The following is an 18,410-nucleotide window of genomic DNA, read 5'->3' on the forward strand; positions in this document are numbered from 1 at the left end:
CCGTTCGACGGTACCGGAGCGGCCGGGCGGCTGGAGGGATCTACGGTCCTCGCGGGGCGCTCTCGTAGGGACCTACAGGGACGGCCAGCGGTTTTCCGGCGATATGCGCATACGGCAGGCTTTCGCGGCCATCGTCCGAAATGACCGTCACACTTTGGTAATAATCGACAGATACCGTCCTGACCTGCTGGTTCACCGCCGTTCAAGGAGAATTATGGCTACCTTCGACCGTCGCGCGTTCCTGCGGACGACAGGTCTGGCCGGTCTTGCGCTCGGTCTGGCCGCCTGCGGCGACAACGGCACCGCCACGTCCGGCTCCTCCTCGGGCGGGGACGGCTTCGGCGCGGTCAAGCTCCAGCTCTCCTGGAAGAAGAACGTCGAGTTCGCCGGCGAGTACTTCGCCGACACCAACGGCTACTACAAGGCGGCCGGGTTCACGCAGGTCGAGCTGCTGTCCGGCGGCGGCTCCGGCACCTCGGTCGAGTCGGGCCTGGCCACCGGCCGCTGCTGGGCCGGCCTGTCGGCGCCCACGATCACCGCGCCCGCCGTGCTCCAGGGCGCCCCGCTGAAGATCGTCGGCGCGACGTTCCAGAAGAACCCGTTCGCGATCATCTCGCTGAGCAAGAACCCGATCAAGGAGGCCAAGGACCTCGCCGGCAAGCGGATCGGCGTCCAGGACTCCAACGAGCTGGTCTGGAACGCGCTGCTCAAGGCCAACGGCCTCGACGCCTCCAGCGTCACCAGGGTGCCGTTCCAGTCGGACCCGTCGATGCTCACCTCCGGCCAGCTCGACGGCTACGTCGGCTTCGTCACCAGCGGCCCGGTCAACCTGCGCATGCAGGGCCACGACCCCGAGTACCTGCTGCTCTCCGACGCCGGGCTGCCGCTGGTCGCCGAGACGTTCACGGTCACCCAGGAGACCATCGACAACGAGCGCGACAAGCTCAAGGCGTTCCTGACCGCCGAGATCAAGGGCTGGAAGGACGCCGTCGCCGACCCGGCCAAGTCCGCCGAGCTGGCCGCCACCGTCTACGGCAAGGACCAGAACCTCGACGTCAAGGAGCAGACGGAAGAGGCCAAAATGCAGAACGAGCTGGTCGTCACCCCCGACGTCAAGCAGAACGGCCTGTTCACGATGACGCCCGAGCTGATCGAGCAGAACATCGCCTCGCTGGCCAAGGCCGGGCTGAACATCAAGGCCGAGCAGCTCTTCGACCTGTCGATCCTCGACGAGGTCTACCAGGCGGACCCGAGCCTGAAGCTGTCATGAGCGGCATCAGCATCACCGGGCTGAGCAAGACCTTCGGCAAGGGACTGACGGCCGTCCAGGACGTCGATCTGCAGACGCCGAAGGGCTCGTTCCTGTCGCTGCTCGGCCCGTCCGGCTGCGGCAAGTCCACGGTGCTGCGCATCCTCGCCGGGCTGGAGGAGCCCACCACCGGCGAGATCCGGGTGAACGGCCTGACGCCGCAGGAGCTGCGCAAGGGCCACCAGCTCGGCATCGCCTTCCAGGACTCCGCGCTGCTCGCCTGGCGCAGCGTCGCGGCCAACATCCGGCTGCCGCTCGAGGTCGCCGGCATCAAGCCGGAGCCCGGCGTGATCGACGACCTCATCAAGCTGGTCGGGCTCGAAGGCTTCGAGAAGGCACGGCCGTCGGAGCTGTCCGGCGGCATGCGCCAGCGGGTCTCGATCGCCCGCGCACTGGTGGTCAAGCCCAGCGTGCTGCTGCTCGACGAGCCGTTCGGCGCCCTGGACGACATGACCCGCCAGCGCCTGAACCTGGAGCTGCTGCGCATCTGGACGGAGAAGCCCGCCACCACGCTCATGGTCACCCACGGCATCGGCGAGGCGGTCTTCCTCTCGGACGTGGTCGCCGTCATGAGCCCGCGCCCCGGCCGGGTGATCGAGCTGGTGGAGATCGACCTGCCCCGCCCGCGCACGCCCGAGATGATGCGCACGCCCGAGTTCCACGCACTCCACGACCACCTCAGCGACCTGCTGTTCGGGCACGGTTGAGAGGGCAGGGCTCATGAGACGGATCCAGGGCCTGATCGGCGTCGTCGTCCTCGTCGCGCTGTGGTGGCTGCTGGCCGCCACGGTCTTCGCCGGCGGGGAGCGGTGCCCACCCCGGCCGCGGTGGTCGCCTCCATGGCCGAAGACGGCTGGTCCTTCTACGGCCCCAACGCCTCGGCCACCCTGTCGGCCGCCGTCCAAGGCTTCCTGTGGGGCAATGGGCTGGCCATCGCCGTGGCCCTGCTGGTGCTGCTCGTGCCCAGGCTGGAGGCCGTGGCCACGCAGCTCGCGGTGATCAGCTACTGCATCCCGCTGCTCGCCATCGGGCCGATCGTGCTCGTCGTCTTCGGCGGCGAGGCGACCGTGGTGTTCCTCGCCGCCATCTCCGTCTTCTTCACCACGCTCATCGGCGCGCTGCTCGGACTGCGCTCCGCCGACCGGGCCAGCCTCGACCTCATCACCGTCTACGGCGGCGGCCGCCTGGCCAGGCTCAGGTACGTCCAGGTCATCGCGGCGCTGCCCAGCACGTTCGCCGGGCTGAAGATCTCGGCCCCGTCCGCGCTGCTCGGCGCCATCATCGGCGAATACCTCGGCAGCAACGACCAGGGGCTCGGCGTCTCCCTGATGATCTCGCAGCAGCAGTTCCAGGTGCCGCGCACCTGGGGGCTCGCGCTGGTCGCCGGCCTGATCGCGGGTCTCGGCTACGCGATCGTCGCGCTCGTCGCCCGCGTGGTCACGCCGTGGTCGAGAGGGGAGGCCCAGCGGTGATCGGGCGTACCGTGCTGCGGATCGTGGGCCCGCTCGTGCCCTCGGTCGTCATCGTCGTGGCCGCGTGGTGGCTGGCGCTGGAGGCGTTCGGCATCAGCCCGCTGGTGGGCAAGCGGCCGCCGCAGGTGTGGGAGTACCTGACGTCGTCGCAGGAGCATCGGGACGCCGTGTTCGGCGCGCTCGGCATCACGATCAGGGACGCGGCCACCGGCTTCGTCTCCGGCATGGTCGCGGCGAGCGTCGTGGCCGTGCTGTTCGTGCTGTTCCGGACCGTCGAGCAGACGTTCATGCCGGTCGCGATGCTGCTGCGCTCGGTGCCGCTCGTGGTCATGACGCCGCTGATCACGCTGATCTTCGGCCGTGAGCTGCTCGGGGTGGCGGTCATCGGCGGCATCGTGGTGTTCTTCCCCGCGCTGGTGAACATCGCCTTCGGACTGCGCTCGGCCTCGCCGCAGGCCACCGATCTGATCATGGCGTACGGCGGCACCCGGATGACCGTGCTGCGCAAGGTGGCCGTGCCGACCGCGATGCCCTCGGTCTTCGCCTCGGCCAGGATCTCCGTGCCCGCCTCGATCATCGGTGCGCTCATCGCCGAGTGGCTGGCCACCGGCCAGGGCATCGGCGCTGAGATCCTGCGCGCGATCGGCGGGTTCCGCTACGACGAGGTGTGGGCGGACATCGTGGTGGTCACCGGAGTGTCGATCCTGGCGTACGCGGCGGTCGGCGTGGTCGAGGCGCTGGTCCTCGCCCGCTTCTCGGACCGGCCGCAGGACTGACCTTCGCCGGGATCGCGAACCTGGCTCGTGTTATGCGGACCCGGCCGCGGTCCTGTGTGCGGGGGGAGGCGCGGCCGGGTCCGCCCGAAGGGGAGCGCTGCGGGCGTGCGGTGGGAGACCGGCTCGGGGTGGCCGGTGAAGCCCTGTCGCTCCCATGGTCCGTACGAGCGCCTGAGGCGGGCGGCGTTGGCGCTCAATCACGAATTCTGTCCTGACTGAGCCGCGTTTGTAGGCAAATGGCCGACTAACTTGGAGCTCCAAGTGGCCGAATCGTGATGACATACCGCCTGATCTCGGTAAACCCCGGCGGCCTCCCGCGCGTCAGGGAAACGCCGGGGTCGTGCGCCGGCCGTGGGCCGGTCATGGATCAGCCGTGCACCGGCCGTGGAATCGGCCCGTGCACGGCTGCCAGGAGCCGTCGGCCGGCCGTCAGCAGGAGGCCGGCTTGAGCCAGGAGCACTCCAGCTCGCCCGCCTGCGGCGCCTCCGTCGCACGGAGCTGGACGGTCTCATCGACCGCCGCCGTACGCGAGAACTGCGCCAGCCGGACCGCGATCTTGTCCTCGATGTCCTTCGGCGAGCCCGACAGGTACTGGTTCAGCATGATCGAGAAGATCAGCGGCTCGCCGTCCGCGCTCGTGACGTAACCGGACAGCGAGGTGACGCCGGTCAGCGAGCCGGTCTTGGCGTGCACATTGTCGGCCGCGGGCGTGCCCTGCATGCGGCTGCGCAGCGTGCCGCCGGTGAACCTGTCGCTGTTGCCGGCGATCGGCAGCGACTCGTACCAGGTGCCGAACCACGGCTTGTCGCGTACGGCCGACAGCAGCTGCACGATCGAGGCCGGCGAGAAGCCGTCGCGGCGCGACAGGCCGGAGCCGTCCCGCATGTTGATCACCTCGACGCCGTGCGCCTTGGCGAAGTCCGTGGTGACCTTGAGCCCGGCCGACCACGTGCCCTGGTTCGCGACCTTGCGGCCCATCGCCTTGGTGAGGATCTCGGCGTGGATGTTGTTGCTCAGCTTCATGAACGGCACCAGCAGCTCGCCGAGCGTCATCGACTCGTGCTTCGCCAGCTCCTTGGCGCCCGACGGGGCCGCGCCGGTCGTGGTCGGGCCGAGCACCTTGACGCCGTGCCGCTTCAGGCCGTCGCGGAACAGCGAGGCCGCGTACGCGGTGGGGTCGTCGACCGCCACCCACTCCTGGTACGGGTCCTTCACCGTGCCGGTGATGACCACCGTGCGGGTGCCGTGCTGCCGCTCGATGAGCACGTTCGTCGAGTCGCCGACCGTCGCCTTGTTGACGATCTTCAGGTAGTCGGTCTCCGGCGTCGTGGACACCTTGACCTTGCCGCCGCTCGCCGAGACGGCCACGACCACCGAGCCAGCGTCGTAATCGCGGTCGGGCGCGGCGGTCAGCGCCGAGATCGGGGCGGCGTAGTAGGCGGTCTCGTCGTCCCAGGCCCAGTCGTTGCCGAGGCGCTGCGCGTCGAACCAGGTGTCGTCGGCCACCAGCTTGCCGGTGACGACCTTGATGCCGGCCTTGGCGACCTGGGCGGCCAGCGCGTCGTAGTCCTCGGCCAGCATCGTCGGGTCACCGGTGCCGCGCAGCACCAGGTCGCCGGTCAGCACCGAGCCCGCCTTGCGTCCGGTGCTCAGCACGCTGGTGGTGAAGCGGTAGTCGAGGCCGAGCGTCTCCGCGGCGGCGGCCGAGGTGAACAGCTTGGTGTTGGACGCGGGGATGAGCAGCTTGCCCGCGTCGGTGGCGTACAGCTCCTCACCGGTCTTCGCGCTCTTCACCACGACGCCCGCGCGGGCGATCGTGAGCCGGGAGTCGCTGAGGATCTGGTTGATGTCCTGAGTCAGGTCCGCCACGCCCACGTCGGGGTCGCGTGCGATGGCAGGGGAGGAGGGGGCTGACGCCCACGCGAGGGCCGCGACGAGCGCGCCCGCGATGAGTGAGGCTGAGGTGCGCCGCATGGGGTCTCCAAGTGACTGGGGGAATCGCCAGAAGAGCATGAATCACCGCAGGCAGCCTGTAATCCGCAAATACACGTATTTATCGGCTGTGGCGGCGTTGTGAGAACGGGCGGGCCGCGTACGGACGGCTCTTTTCTCAACACGCCGGAACGGCGCCGTCCGGCGCGTCAGGACAGACGGCTGAGAACGTGTCAGGATGGGCGCTCGGCCGTGAGCAGGAAGCCGCAGTCGCCGAACGCCACCTCGTCGCCCGACTTCACCCGCGCGGGCCCCACCAGCCGCCACCCGTTGAGCCGGGTGCCGTTGAGCGAGCCGAGATCGACCAGCATCCACGCGCCGTCGCCCTCGCGGCGCAGCTCGGCGTGCACGCGGGAGACGGTCAGGTCGGTGAGCACGAGGTCGCAGGAGGACCCGCGCCCGACCACGTAACGCTCGCGGTCGTCGTCGGGGAGCGCCAGGCGGGGCAGCCGGGGCCGCCGCCACGCGGCCTGGATCTTGGTGGTGAACTCCGACAGCGAGGCGACCGCGTCCGTCAGCCGTTGCCGGAGAGTGGGCCGCCTGGGCAGGTCGGCCACGAGTTCATCGAGCTCGTGCCGGTTACGCGCGCGCAGTGCCTGATCGACCCGGCCCACGAAGGTGTCATGGGAGATGCGGCCCTCGACGGCGCGGTGCTTGAGCTCCTCGATCGCACGGTCACGTTCCCCATCTGAGGCGCGAAAAGGCGGATGAGTGGAGCTCATAGAGCGAGTATCGGCCTGAACCTCGGTTGCTGTCCAGAATACGGGGATCGGTTGCAAATGGCCCCAGGACAGGGGCCATCCGGCGCGCCGCCCGCCCCGCTGGGACGTGCCGGAGCCCCGCGGTGACGGTCACTCGGCGGTCGCGGAGGCAGGTACGGCGGGCGGCTTGAGCCGGTACTTCAGCGTCATCAGCACCGAGGCGAAGATGATCAGTGCGGGGATCAGCGTCTGCCCGATGAGGACCGCGCTCAGCGCGCTCTCCGGCTGCTCGACCGGCAGGCTCGGCTCCGACTCGATGAAGCCGCCGATCGACAGCACCACGCCGAAGATCAGCGCGCCGAACGAGCTGACCCCGCTCTCGATGGCGGTCCACAGCCCGGTGAGCACGCCGGCCCGCCGCTTGCCGGACGCCGCCGCGTCCGTCGCGATCACGTCGGCCAGCATCGAGAACTGCAGCAGCTGCAGCCCGGCGTAGCCGATGCCGACCAGCAGGATCCAGCCGTGCGCCCACGGCGAGCCGAACATGGGCGTGGCCAGCGCGGCCATGGTGCCGCCTCCGTACATCAGCGCCGCCAGCACCATCGCGCCGCGCTTGTCGAGGCGCTTGGCGAGGCGCACCCACAGCGGCATGGTCAGCAGGATCGGCCCGACGAGCGCGGCGAACAGCGTCTGCGTGGCCCCGGGGTCGCCCAGCGTGTACGTCGCGAAGTACGGCGCCGCGGCCAGCATCATGCTGACCGCCAGCATCTGCGTGCAGGACAGCACGGTCAGCCACAGGAACGCCGAGTTGCCCTTGATCGCCGCGAACTGCTCGCGCCATCCGCCGCGATCGGGCTCGGGCGCCCCCGTCATGGGCGCGCGTGCGGTGCCGAAGAACGAGGCGAGCATGGCCACGAGCATGATGACCGCGATCGTCAGCCCCATCATGCGGTAGCTGTCCAGCGTGCCGTGCTCGCCCTCGCCGGTGGCGATCGCCGGCGCGAGCACGCCGCTGATCGCGGTGGCCGCGCCGATGAAGACCATCCGCCACTGCAGCAGCGACGTGCGCTCGTGGTAGCTGTGCGTCATCTCGCCGGGCATCGCCTTGTACGGCACCTCGAACAGCGCGTACGCGGTGGCCGTGGCGAGGAAGCAGGCGCCGACGTACAGCGCGGCGGGCACCCCGGACAGCGGGGGACCGGCGAACACCAGGAAGAACGCGGCCGGCATCGTGCACGCGCCGGCGAGCAGCCAGGGCCTGCGCGGCCCCCAGCGCGAGACGGTCCGGTCCGACCAGCGGCCGACCAGCGGGTTGATGATGAAGTCCCAGACCTTCGGCGCGGTCACCACCACGCCGGCCAGCCACGCCGGCACGGCCAGGAAGTTCGTCATGTAGTACAGCAGCAGCAGGCCGGGCACCGTGTTGACGGTGGCGGTGCAGAAGGAGCCGATGCCGTAGCCGAACCGCACGCCCTTCGGGACGGTGGCCTCGCCCGCGCCCGGTGTGATCATTACCTCATTGAATCCGAGCGAGGCCTTGTTGGGGAGGGCCCAGTTTCGCGGTAACGGCCTGAATCAACCGGCCCCGGTCCGGTGGTGAGGGCCCGGTGCGGCGAGGGCGTGGCCGGTCGGCGCGAGCCCGGTCCCAACGGTGAGGGCGCTGCGGTGAGGGAGCTGCGGTGAGGGCGCGGCGGGGGAGGGCCCGGGCGGAACGGACCCTCCGCCGGTCAGTCGTTGACGCTGGCGCAGACGACGTGGGCGCCGATCTCGATCATGCGGCGCTCGCTTCGCGCGTCGGCGACCCTGGCCATCAGGATCGGCGCGCCGGAGGCGGCGAACTGCGGCAGCCGGGCGCGCACGAGGCGGTGCAGGTCGCGTACGACGTCCTCGGCCGCGGACATGTGCACCTTGACGTGCAGCATGATCCCGGTGGCGCCGGAGGCCGTGCGGGCCTCGCTGATCCACACGTGGTGCACGAGCGGGAAGTCGACCAGCAGGTACGCGATCGCCTTGCGCAGCGCGGGCAGGATCGGATGCGTGCACCGCCGGTAGCCCGGGTCCACCTGCTGCATCGGCCCCGACAGATGCGGGCGGGGAGCGGGCACCCACGGCAGCGCGGGCGCTTCGGGCGAGGGAGGAGCCACCTGGGCCAGCGCGGCGCCGCGTGACACGGTGGCCATCGCGCCCGTGGCGTAGGCGGCGGGAGCCGCACCCGACAGCACGGGTGTGGGTCCCGTGCGCGTCGTGGTGATGAAGCGGTGCAGATCCTCGATGGGCACGGCCGCGGCGGCTGGGCCGGCCGCGTCGATCACGATCTCGCGCACCCCGGTGACGCGCTGGATGTCCAGGATGGTGTCGGCGTCGCAGGACGAAAGGGAATGGCTGCCGCGGTGCCGGGCATAGGTGGCGGGGCTGGTGTAACCCAGCAGCACCCGGTCACCCACTTGCGTGGTCCCGAGGACCACGGAACGATCTGGTCGCACTGCCACCAGGACTCCACCGTCGGCAAGAGCGCCCAGGAGGCGGTGAGGAGTGCCATGCTGGGCGAGCACGTCGGCAAGCGCAGGATTCCCGATGCTCATATGACGCACCATAGGTAGTCGGCCACGGCTTATCAGGCTAACGGCGAATAAATCTCCCGATCAAGACAAAGATGGGAGCCGCGTGGATGACTTTGCCGCCTGGTGGGTACTCAGGTCCGCGTCTCACATCGTGAGTCCCTCGTGAACGCGTTCACAAGCGCCCGATAGACTCTGTGGGACCGCCGGGGGGATCCGTGGACGTGTCCCTCCCCCAGCCCGCCTTGCCTTAAGGATCCACACCAGTGAACAAGCCCGTCGTTCTGGTCGCAGAGGAGCTGTCCGAGGCCGGTCTCGCCGTTCTCGGCGCCGATTTCGAGGTCCGCCACACCGACGGCGCCGACCGTTCCCAGCTGCTGCCCGCCCTCGCCGACGTTGACGCGCTCATCGTCCGCTCCGCCACTCAGGTCGACGCGGAGGCCATCGCCGCGGCGCCCAAGCTGCGCGTGGTCGCCCGCGCGGGGGTCGGTCTCGACAACGTCGACGTCGAGGCGGCCACCAAGGCCGGTGTCATGGTCGTCAACGCTCCGACCTCCAACATCACCAGCGCCGCCGAGCAGACCATCGCGCTGATCCTGGCCAGCGCGCGCAACACGCCCCAGGCGCACGCCGCGCTGAAGAACGGCGAGTGGAAGCGCTCGAAGTACACCGGTGTCGAGCTGGACGGCAAGACCGTCGGCATCCTCGGTCTCGGCAAGATCGGTCAGCTCGTGGCCCAGCGGCTGGCGCCGTTCGGCGTCGAGCTGATCGCCTACGACCCCTACCTCCCGCCGGCCCGCGCCGCGCAGATGGGCGTCCGGCTCGTCAGCCTCGAAGAGGTGCTCAAGCAGGCTGACTTCATCACCGTCCACCTGCCCAAGTCCAAGGAGACCATCGGGCTCATCGGCGACCGCGAGCTGCACCAGGTCAAGCCCAACGTGCGGATCATCAACGTGGCCCGCGGCGGCATCGTCGACGAGGGTGCGCTCTACGCGGCGATCAAGGAGGGCCGGGTCGCGGGGGCCGGTCTGGACGTCTTCGCCAAGGAGCCGTGCACCGACAGCCCGCTCTTCGAGCTCGACCAGGTCGTCGTCACGCCGCACCTCGGCGCCTCCACCCACGAGGCCCAGGAGAAGGCCGGCACCCAGGTGGCGCGGAGCGTGAAGCTGGCGCTGGCGGGCGAGTTCGTGCCCGACGCGGTCAACGTCCAGGGCGGCGTGGTCGCCGAGGACGTCAAGCCGGGCCTGCCGCTGGCCGAGAAGCTGGGCCGGGTCTTCACCGCGCTGGCCGGCGAGGTGGCCACCAAGCTCGACGTCGAGGTGCGCGGCGAGATCGCCTCCCAGGACGTCCGGGTGATCGAGCTGGCCGCGCTCAAGGGCGTCTTCACCGACGTGGTGGAGGAGCAGGTCACCTACGTCAACGCGCCGCTGCTGGCCAAGGACCGCGGCATCAACGTCGAGCTGGTCACCAGCTCCGAGAGCCCCGACTGGCGCAACGTCGTCACCGTGCGCGGCGTGCTGGCCGACGGCCGCACGGTCTCGGTCTCGGGCACGCTGTCCGGGCCGCGCCAGATCACCAAGATCGTCGAGGTCAACGGCTACGAGATGGAGATCGAGCCGACGGCCCACCTGTGCTTCTTCACCTACACCGACCGCCCCGGCATCGTCGGCGTGGTCGGCCGGCTGCTCGGCGAGCACGGCATCAACATCGCCTCGATGCAGGTGGCCCGCGACGTCAAGGGCGGCAAGGCGCTCATCGCGCTGACCGTCGACTCGGCGATCCCGGCCGACGTGGTCGAGCAGATCGGCGCCGAGATCGGCGCCGAGAGCGGCCGCTCGGTCGACCTGGAGGACTGAGCCTGAGCCCGGCCGGGCGGATGGGCCGGGCCCCCGGTTGATCCGGAGGACTGAGCCTGAGCCCGGCCGGGCGGACGGGGCGGGCCCCCGGTTGATCCGGAGGGCCGCGCCTTTCGGCCGGCCGGCTGGGTCAATACCCCTTTGACCTGCGAAGGGCCGTCACCCGTTTCGGGCGGCGGCCCTTTTCTGTCTCAGGATGCGAGATAGTAGGACATCCAAGCTTCATCCTCGGGTACCGTAGCCGGTGATGCGCCAGGTTCTCGTACTCATTACCTGCCGCGGCGGGGCCTGTTAGGGCAGGTCGACATACCCGCCGCGGTGAGCGGCGCATGTGTCGGCCGTTAAGTCCCTTCGCCCGGTCCGCAACCCGGACCACGAGATCAGGCCCGATCGGGCTCGCGACCGGAGCCCGGCTTCCCCCTCTCTTTCAGGAACGCGTCCGCGAAGCGAGATGAGTCACATGTACGAGATGTATGCCTACAACCGTGCCGAGGACCACGAGGACGAGGCCACCGAGGCCGTCCAGATGGCCCTGGACCGGCGCGACAACGGCGGAGCCCCCCAGAGCAGGTGAGTACGAGCGGCCCCGCGCTGGTCGCACGGGGCCGGTCGTCGCCGGAGTGCGGCCGGAGTTCATGGGTGTGGTCCGGTGGTCGCAGGGGTGAGGTTCAGAGGGTGGCGGTGAGCATCGGCGGTGCGGGTTCCTTGCGCCGTTCGAGCACCTTGGCCCACTGGCGGACGCCCTTGGGATCCGGTCTGACCGCGCCGACGAACGCCTGACGGCGCCACTCGGAGAGCTTCTCCTCCTTCACCACGTCGCCTGAACGTGGCGCGTGCACCATGTATCCGGGCTTGGAGATCATGCCCACGTGACCGAGGCCGCTGAAGAAGACCAGGTCACCGGGCTTGAGCTGGTTCCATCCGATCTTTCTTGAGAACGCGTGGTACTGCTCGGCGGCGGTACGCGGCAGGTGGATCCCCGCCTTCCTGTACGCCCTGAGCATCAGCCCGGAGCAGTCGTAGCCGCCGTTGCCGGTGCCGCCCCACACGTACGGGGTGCCGCGCTGGCGCATGGCGAACTTGAGCGCGACCTTCCAGGCGGGCCTGGGCCGGCGCTTCTCCAGGATGCGCTTGACCTGAGGACCGGTGAGGGTGATCGAGCCGGCCGGGCTCGTGTCCGGGCCGGCGGGGTCGCGGCTCTCGCCGGGGTCGGCGAAGGCCGGAGAGGGGAGTGCGATGAGCCCGGCGGCGACGCCTGCCAGGGCGATGGCGATGCGAGACAGGGGTCTGTCCTTCCATGCGGCCGACCGGGTTAGCTGACGGGCTCGGGCCTGGAAGACAGCCCTACGGCGCGCGCCGATTCGCCCCTGGGGGAGGTTGGGTCCCCGGCTCCACGCAGCTGCTGCGTGGATTAGGCCTGACGGACTCTAACGAAACGGTCAAAAGGTCGCAATACGTCTAAAATCGGACGTCCGGACAGTGAGATGATGTGTTCGTCAGTCGAGACGAGCCGGTAAGGTACCGCCCATGGAGTCGCGTAACATCCGCTTGGCTGTCATCCCCGGTGACGGCATCGGCACCGAGGTCGTCGCAGAAGGACTCAAGGTCCTGGAGGCGGTGGGCACGAAGATCGAGCCCACCCACTATGACCTGGGCGCCGCACGCTATCACCGCACCGGCGAGACGTTGCCCGACTCGGTGCTCCAGGAGCTGCGCGGCTACGACGCCATCCTGCTCGGCGCCGTCGGTGACCCCAGCGTGCCGCCCGGCATCCTGGAGCGCGACCTGCTGCTTCGGCTGCGGTTCGAGTTCGACCACTACGTCAACCTGCGTCCGGTCAAGCTGTTCCCCGGTGTGCGCACCCCGCTGGCCGACACGCCGCCCGAGAACATCGACATGATCGTCGTCCGCGAGGGCACCGAGGGCCTCTACGCCGGCACCGGCGGCGCCATGCGGCGCGGCACCCCGCACGAGATCGCCACCCAGGAGTCGCTCAACACCGCCTACGGCGTCGAGCGCGTGGTGCGCTACGCCTTCGACAAGGCGCAGTCGCGCCCCCGCAAGAAGCTCACGCTCGTCCACAAGACGAACGTCCTCACCTACGCGGGCGACCTGTGGCAGCGTACGGTCAACCGCGTGGCCGCCGAATACCCCGAGGTCAGCGTCGACTACTCCCACATCGACGCCGCCTCGATGTTCTTCGTCACCCAGCCCGAGCGCTTCGACGTGGTGGTCACCGACAACCTCTTCGGCGACATCATCACCGACCTCGGCGCCGCCATCGCGGGCGGCATCGGCCTGGCCGCCAGCGGCAACATCAACCCCACCGGCGCCGCGCCCAGCATGTTCGAGCCCGTCCACGGCAGTGCGCCCGACATCGCCGGCCAGGGCAAGGCCGACCCGACCGCGACCATCCTGTCCGTCGCCATGCTCCTCGACCACCTCGGCCTGAGCGCCGAGGCGGCCAAGGTGGAGCAGGCCGTCGCCGCCGACATCGCGGCGCGTGCTGAGGGTGCCGCCCCGCGCAGCACGCAGCAGATCGGCGACGACATCACCGCGCGAGTAGCCGGCGAGGGTCGCCTAGCCGATTCACGAGCGCCCGGCGGCCCTAGGAGGACTGCCGGGCGCTTTTTGGTGTCCCCAGCACCAGGGGGAAGTGCGCTTAATGCACCATTGACCCCTTGCCATCCCATATAGCGAGACAATAGGAAGGACGGACTGCCTTCCGGCACGGCCGCCCTGCGGCGGCCGCGCAGAACCGCAGCCGGCGGGCAGTTCCGTTAGATTTCGGTAGATCGCAGAGAGAAGGATCGTCGTCATGACCGTCGCTCAGAAGCTCAGCTTCGACGTGCAGCTATCCGACCACGCTCGCACCGCGGCCGAGCGGGAGCAGGTACTGGCGAACCCGGGTTTCGGGCAGATCTTCACCGATCACATGGTCTCGATCGACTACACCGAGGGCCGGGGCTGGCACGACGCGCGGCTCACGCCGTACGGGCCGCTCACCCTCGACCCCGCCACTGCGGTCTTCCACTACGCCCAGGAACTGTTCGAGGGCCTCAAGGCGTACCGGCAGGCGGGCGGCTCGATCGTGATGTTCCGCCCGTACGCCAACGCCCGCCGCTTCAACCGCTCGGCCCAGCGCATGGCCATGCCCGAGCTGCCGGAGGAGACGTTCGTCGAGTCGCTCGAGCTGCTCGTCGACACCGACAAAGAGTGGGTGCCCACCACCGAGGGGCACAGCCTCTACCTGCGCCCCTTCATGATCGCCACGCAGGTCGGGCTGGGCGTCAACTGGCCGTCGAAGACCTACCGGTACATGGTCATCGCCTCGCCCGCGGCCTCCTACTTCACCGGCGGCATCAAGCCCGTCTCCGTCTGGCTGTCCACCGAGTACACCAGGGCCGCGCCCGGCGGCACCGGCTTCGCCAAGTGCGGCGGCAACTACGCCGCGGCCTTCGTGGCGCAGCGGCAGGCCGTCGAGAACGGCTGCGACCAGGTCGTCTGGCTCGACGCGCACGAGCACCGCTACGTCGAGGAGATGGGCGGGATGAACCTGTTCTTCGTCATCGGCGGCAAGCTCGTCACCCCCGCGCTCACCGGCACGCTGCTGCCCGGCATCACCCGTGACTCGATCCTCCAGCTCGCCGGCGACCTCGGCCTGGAGACCGAGGAGCGGCTGATCAGCGTGGACGAGTGGCAGGCCGGCTGCGAGAGCGGCGAGCTGACCGAGGTGTTCGCCTGCGGCACCGCGGCCGTGGTGACGCCGGTCGGCTCGGTCAAGGGCGCCGACCGCTCCTGGACGGTCGGCGACGGCACCCCTGGCCCGATCACCATGCGGGTGCGCGAGGAGCTGGTCGGCATCCAGTACGGCGCCCGCCCCGACACCCACAACTGGATCCACAAGATCGCCTGAACCCCCGGCGGCCGGCGCGGCCGGCGAGCACCGAGCCCGGCGAGGTGGCGGGGCCGGCCAGGGCGACGTCTCCGCGTGCGGCGTCAGGTGCCGAGGTTGGCCAGGTAGGCGGCGTTCCCCCGCTCACCGGCCACCGCGCCCGGCGGCACCAGCGCCTCGAGCCGCCGCACCGTCTCCTCATCGAGGAAGACGTCGGCGGCCGCGGCGTTGGACCGCGCGTTCTCCGCCCGGCGGGTCCCCGGGATCGGCACGGTCCCGCGGCGCACGAGCCAGGCCAGCGCGAGCTGCGCCACCGGCAGCTCCAGCTCGGCCGCGAAGCCCGCCACGGCGTCGGCCAGCTCCACGTTGCGGTCCACGTTGCCCTCGGCGAAGCGCGGGTTGCCCCTGCGCCAGTCGCCGTCCTCCAGCGAGTCCCGGCCGCGGATCGCGCCGCCGAGCAGGCCGCGCCCGAGCGGGCTGTAGGCGACGAACCCCACACCCAGCTCGTCGCAGGCCGGGATGACGTCCTGCTCCGGGTAGCGGTGGAACAGCGAGTACTCGCTCTGCAGGGCGGTGACCTGATGGACGGCGCAGGCGCGGCGCAGCGTCCGCGCCGACACCTCCGACAGGCCGATGTAGCGGATCGACCCTGCCTGCACCAGCTCGGCCAGCGCGCCCATCGTCTCCTCGATCGGCGTCGTGGGGTCGAGCCTGTGCAGATAGTACAGATCCACATGATCGGTACGGAGGCGGTCGAGGCTGGCCTCCAGCGCCCTGCGTACGTACTCGGGCCGGCCCATGCCCGGCACCAGCCTGCCCTGCTCGTCGGAGTTGCCGCCGAACTTCGTGGCCAGCACCACCTCGTCCCGCCGGCCCCGCAGCACCCGCCCGATCAGGGTCTCGCTGTGCCCGGCGCCGTAGATGTCGGCGGTGTCGACGAACGTGACGCCCGCATCCAGGGCGGCCAGGAGCGCCTGCGTGGCCTCAGGCTCGCTCACGTCGCCGTAGACCCTGGGCGCCAGCGTCATCGCGCCGAAGCCCAGCGCCGAGACCGCCGGCCCGTCGCGGCCGAGTGTCACGTACCGCATGATCCCCCCTTGCACACCTGCCGTGTCCCCTGAGGACGACCCCTGAGAACCACACTGCCCGCCGCGCCGACCGGCTACGCGTGTGATGGGCGTTGTCACCGCTTCCGGTAGGGTCTGCGCGATCGAATAAAGGTGAGAGTGGGCTCATGAAGAAGCGGTTGATGGCGGTAGCGGCGGCCTTCGCGGCGATCGCCGTACTCGGGGTGCTGGCCTTCGCCCGGCCCGGCGTGTCGTCCGACGGGGTGGAGCTGACCAGGCAGGCGGACGGCTCGATGATCCTGGCGGACCTGGGCAGCGACGCCCCGGTGCTCGACGTGTTCGAGGATTTCGACTGCCCGGTGTGCAAGGACATGCACAACAGGGTCGACGCGACGATCCAGCGCCTGGCCAGGGAGGGCAAGGTGAAGGTCGTCTTCCACGCGGTGACGATCTTCCGTGACGAGCCGATGCGGTCCAACTCCATCCGTGCCGCCGCGGCCGCGCGCTGCGTGCCGGAGCAGAACTGGCTGGCCTTCAGAGACGCCCTGTACGCCATGCAGCCCGCCCCGCACGGCGTGGCCTCGGGCTTCACGGTGGAGGAGCTCGTGGCGGCGGCGAGGAAGGCGGGCGCCTCGGTGGACGCGTGCGTGGAGTCGCAGACGTACGCGGACGAGCACCTGGCGGAGACGGCCAAGATCCCGCTGGAGGGCACGCCGACCGTGCTGCTCGACGGCCGGATCCTGGGCGGCGAGGTCTTCGACCCGGTCGCGCTGGAGCGTCTGATCACGGACGGTGGCGGCGTCCGGGTGTGACCGTCCCCCTCCCTGCCGTGTCCCAAGGAGTGAGATCGGTGTGCCAGATGGTGAATCCATGTGGCACACTGGACGGCACCATGTTCTACGGTCTGCTCATTATCGGCAGGCGCGCTGGCTGAAACGGGACACCGCCAGCGCGCAGACCTCTCACGTCCGTGAGGGGTCTTTTTGTTTTCCCGGACAACCGACCCCTCGCCCTCGACAGAGAAGCACCCGCAGAGAGAAGAGACTCATGGCCGACGACCGCTTCCACGTCTACGACACGACGCTACGCGACGGCGCACAGCAGGAAGGGCTCAACCTCACCGTCGCCGACAAGCTCGCCGTCGCACGTCACCTGGACAGCCTGGGCGTCGGCTTCATCGAAGGGGGCTGGCCGGGCGCCAACCCCAAGGACACCGAGTTCTTCAGGCGCGCTCGAACAGAGCTGGACCTGAAGCACGCGCAACTCGCCGCGTTCGGCGCGACCCGCCGGGCAGGCGTGAAGGCCGCGGACGACCCTCTGGTGGCCGCCTTGCGCGAATCCGGCGCGCCGGTCGTGACCCTTGTCGCCAAGAGCCACGACCGGCACGTGGAGCTGGCCCTCCGCACGACTCTCCAGGAGAACCTCGCGATGATCCGCGATACGGTCACTCACCTTCGTGCGGAGGGTCAGCGCGTCTTCCTCGACGCCGAGCACTTCTTCGACGGCTACAAGTCCAACCCAGCGTACGCGCTGGAGGTCGTCAGGACCGCCGCCGAAGCCGGGGCCGACGTCATCGCCCTGTGCGACACCAACGGCGGCATGCTGCCCGACGAGCTGGCCGAGATCGTGCACGAGGCCGTGCAGACCAGCGCCAGGGTCGGCATCCACTGCCACGACGACACCGGCTGCGCCGTCGCCAACACCCTGGCCGCGGTCAAGGCGGGCGCCACCCACGTACAGGGCTGCGCCAACGGTTACGGCGAGCGCTCCGGCAACGCCAACCTCTTCACCGTCGTCGCCAACCTCCAGCTCAAGCGCGGCTACGACCTCGTGCCCGAGCAGTCGCTGGCCGAGATGACCCGCATCGCGCACGCCATCACCGAGGTGACCAACGTCACCCCCAACTCCCACGCCCCGTACGTCGGCACCTCCGCCTTCGCCCACAAGGCCGGCCTGCACGCCAGCGCCATCAAGGTCGATCCCAACCTCTACCAGCACATCGACCCGGCCCTGGTCGGCAACGACATGCGCATGCTCGTCTCCGACATGGCCGGTCGCGCCTCCGTCGAGCTGAAGGGCCGCGAGCTGGGCTACGAGCTGACCCCCGACGACACCAAGACGCTCGTCGAGCGGGTCAAGGACCTCGAGGCCCGCGGCTTCACGTTCGAGGCCGCCGACGCCTCCTTCGAGCTGCTGCTGCGCGACACCGTCGAGGGCGAGCGCAAGCGCCACTTCGAGGTCGAGTCGTGGCGGGTCATCGTCGAGCGCACCAAGGGCGGCGAGCTGGTCAGCGAGGCCACCGTCAAGCTCCACGCCAAGGGCGAGCGCATCGTCGCCACCGGCGAGGGCAACGGCCCCGTCAACGCCCTCGACAAGGCCGTACGCCTCGCGCTCGAACGGCTCTACCCCGAGCTGGCCAAGCTGGAGCTGGTCGACTACAAGGTCCGCATCCTGGAGGGCACTCACGGCACCGACGCCGTCACCCGCGTCCTCATCACCTCAAGCGACGACGTCTCCGAATGGGCCACGGTCGGGGTGGCGGAGAACATCATCGACGCCTCCTGGCAGGCGCTGGAGCAGGCGGTCACGTACGGGCTGCTGCGCGCCGGTCACGACTGCTGACCGGCTCTTTCGGCATCGGGCCCCCGCGAAGGGGGCCCGGTCCAACAGCGCCCGATCTCGTAGGGCCCGATCTCGTAGGGCCCGATCTCGTAGGGCCCGGTCTGGTGGGGCCCGGTCTGGTGGGCCCGGTCTCATAGGGCTCGGTCTCGTCGGTGCTCGGCC

At 69.9% G+C, this 18,410-nt stretch carries 15 protein-coding genes and 1 riboswitch; of the genes, 9 read left to right on the forward strand and 6 right to left on the reverse strand.

The window, feature by feature from the left end:
• The first annotated feature begins 214 nt into the window (after positions 1–214).
• The 4 genes from WBK31_RS00965 (at position 215) to WBK31_RS00980 (ending at position 3,557) form a co-directional block, all read left to right on the forward strand.
• Positions 215–1,270 carry an ABC transporter substrate-binding protein gene (locus tag WBK31_RS00965; RefSeq protein ID WP_364059013.1) on the forward strand — a complete coding sequence of 352 codons (1,056 nt, stop codon included), beginning with the start codon at positions 215–217 and terminating at the stop codon, positions 1,268–1,270.
• Positions 1,267–2,016: an ABC transporter ATP-binding protein gene (locus WBK31_RS00970; protein ID WP_364059010.1), complete on the forward strand. Its 750-nt coding sequence runs from the start codon at positions 1,267–1,269 to the stop codon at positions 2,014–2,016. Before WBK31_RS00965 ends, WBK31_RS00970 begins: the two co-directional genes overlap by 4 nt.
• Before the next feature lie 102 nt (positions 2,017–2,118).
• Positions 2,119–2,781, forward strand: coding sequence for an ABC transporter permease (locus WBK31_RS00975; protein ID WP_406674185.1), 663 nt, complete (start codon positions 2,119–2,121; stop codon positions 2,779–2,781).
• Positions 2,778–3,557 carry an ABC transporter permease subunit gene (locus WBK31_RS00980; RefSeq protein ID WP_364059004.1) on the forward strand — a complete coding sequence of 260 codons (780 nt, stop codon included), beginning with the start codon at positions 2,778–2,780 and terminating at the stop codon, positions 3,555–3,557. Before WBK31_RS00975 ends, WBK31_RS00980 begins: the two co-directional genes overlap by 4 nt.
• Before the next feature lie 429 nt (positions 3,558–3,986).
• Here WBK31_RS00980 and dacB read toward each other — a convergent pair whose 3' ends face one another.
• The 4 genes from dacB to WBK31_RS01000 form a co-directional block, all read right to left on the reverse strand.
• Entirely contained in the window at positions 3,987–5,531 is a 1,545-nt protein-coding gene (dacB, locus tag WBK31_RS00985; protein WP_364059001.1) for a D-alanyl-D-alanine carboxypeptidase/D-alanyl-D-alanine-endopeptidase, read from the reverse strand.
• 191 nt (positions 5,532–5,722) lie between these two features.
• Positions 5,723–6,271, reverse strand: coding sequence for a DUF1707 and FHA domain-containing protein (locus WBK31_RS00990; protein WP_364058998.1), 549 nt, complete (start codon positions 6,269–6,271; stop codon positions 5,723–5,725).
• A 129-nt stretch (positions 6,272–6,400) separates the two neighbouring features.
• The gene (locus WBK31_RS00995) at positions 6,401–7,762 is read right to left on the reverse strand and encodes an MFS transporter (protein ID WP_378785016.1); all 1,362 of its coding nucleotides are present in this window, start codon (positions 7,760–7,762) and stop codon (positions 6,401–6,403) included.
• A 215-nt stretch (positions 7,763–7,977) separates the two neighbouring features.
• Complete coding sequence (locus WBK31_RS01000) at positions 7,978–8,715, reverse strand: hypothetical protein (RefSeq protein ID WP_406674186.1); 738 nt, start codon at positions 8,713–8,715, stop codon at positions 7,978–7,980.
• A 359-nt stretch (positions 8,716–9,074) separates the two neighbouring features.
• On the opposite strand from WBK31_RS01000, the gene serA reads away from it, so the two are divergent.
• Entirely contained in the window at positions 9,075–10,664 is a 1,590-nt protein-coding gene (gene serA / locus WBK31_RS01005) for a phosphoglycerate dehydrogenase (RefSeq protein ID WP_364058989.1), read from the forward strand.
• Between the two features lie 668 nt (positions 10,665–11,332).
• On the opposite strand, the gene WBK31_RS01010 is transcribed toward serA, so the two are convergent.
• Positions 11,333–11,737, reverse strand: a complete 405-nt coding sequence (locus WBK31_RS01010; protein WP_364058986.1) for a C40 family peptidase — start codon at positions 11,735–11,737, stop codon at positions 11,333–11,335.
• Positions 11,738–11,950: 213 nt separating this feature from the next.
• A riboswitch (cyclic di-AMP (ydaO/yuaA leader) is annotated at positions 11,951–12,092 on the reverse strand.
• Between the two features lie 99 nt (positions 12,093–12,191).
• On the opposite strand from WBK31_RS01010, the gene WBK31_RS01015 reads away from it, so the two are divergent.
• Complete coding sequence (locus WBK31_RS01015; protein ID WP_406674187.1) at positions 12,192–13,361, forward strand: 3-isopropylmalate dehydrogenase; 1,170 nt, start codon at positions 12,192–12,194, stop codon at positions 13,359–13,361.
• A gap of 121 nt (positions 13,362–13,482) precedes the next feature.
• On the forward strand, positions 13,483–14,580 hold the full coding sequence (locus WBK31_RS01020) for a branched-chain amino acid aminotransferase (RefSeq protein WP_364058980.1): 1,098 nt from the start codon (positions 13,483–13,485) through the stop codon (positions 14,578–14,580).
• A gap of 83 nt (positions 14,581–14,663) precedes the next feature.
• On the opposite strand, the gene WBK31_RS01025 is transcribed toward WBK31_RS01020, so the two are convergent.
• On the reverse strand, positions 14,664–15,647 hold the full coding sequence (locus WBK31_RS01025) for an aldo/keto reductase (RefSeq protein WP_406674188.1): 984 nt from the start codon (positions 15,645–15,647) through the stop codon (positions 14,664–14,666).
• Positions 15,648–15,793: 146 nt separating this feature from the next.
• On the opposite strand from WBK31_RS01025, the gene WBK31_RS01030 reads away from it, so the two are divergent.
• Both WBK31_RS01030 and cimA read left to right on the forward strand, forming a co-directional pair.
• Positions 15,794–16,438, forward strand: coding sequence for a DsbA family protein (locus WBK31_RS01030; RefSeq protein ID WP_406674189.1), 645 nt, complete (start codon positions 15,794–15,796; stop codon positions 16,436–16,438).
• 235 nt (positions 16,439–16,673) lie between these two features.
• On the forward strand, positions 16,674–18,248 hold the full coding sequence (gene cimA, locus WBK31_RS01035; protein ID WP_364058971.1) for a citramalate synthase: 1,575 nt from the start codon (positions 16,674–16,676) through the stop codon (positions 18,246–18,248).
• Positions 18,249–18,410: the final 162 nt, after the last annotated feature.

It is taken from the genome of Nonomuraea sp. N2-4H (assembly GCF_045291505.1).
Taxonomy (GTDB): domain Bacteria; phylum Actinomycetota; class Actinomycetes; order Streptosporangiales; family Streptosporangiaceae; genus Nonomuraea; species Nonomuraea fastidiosa.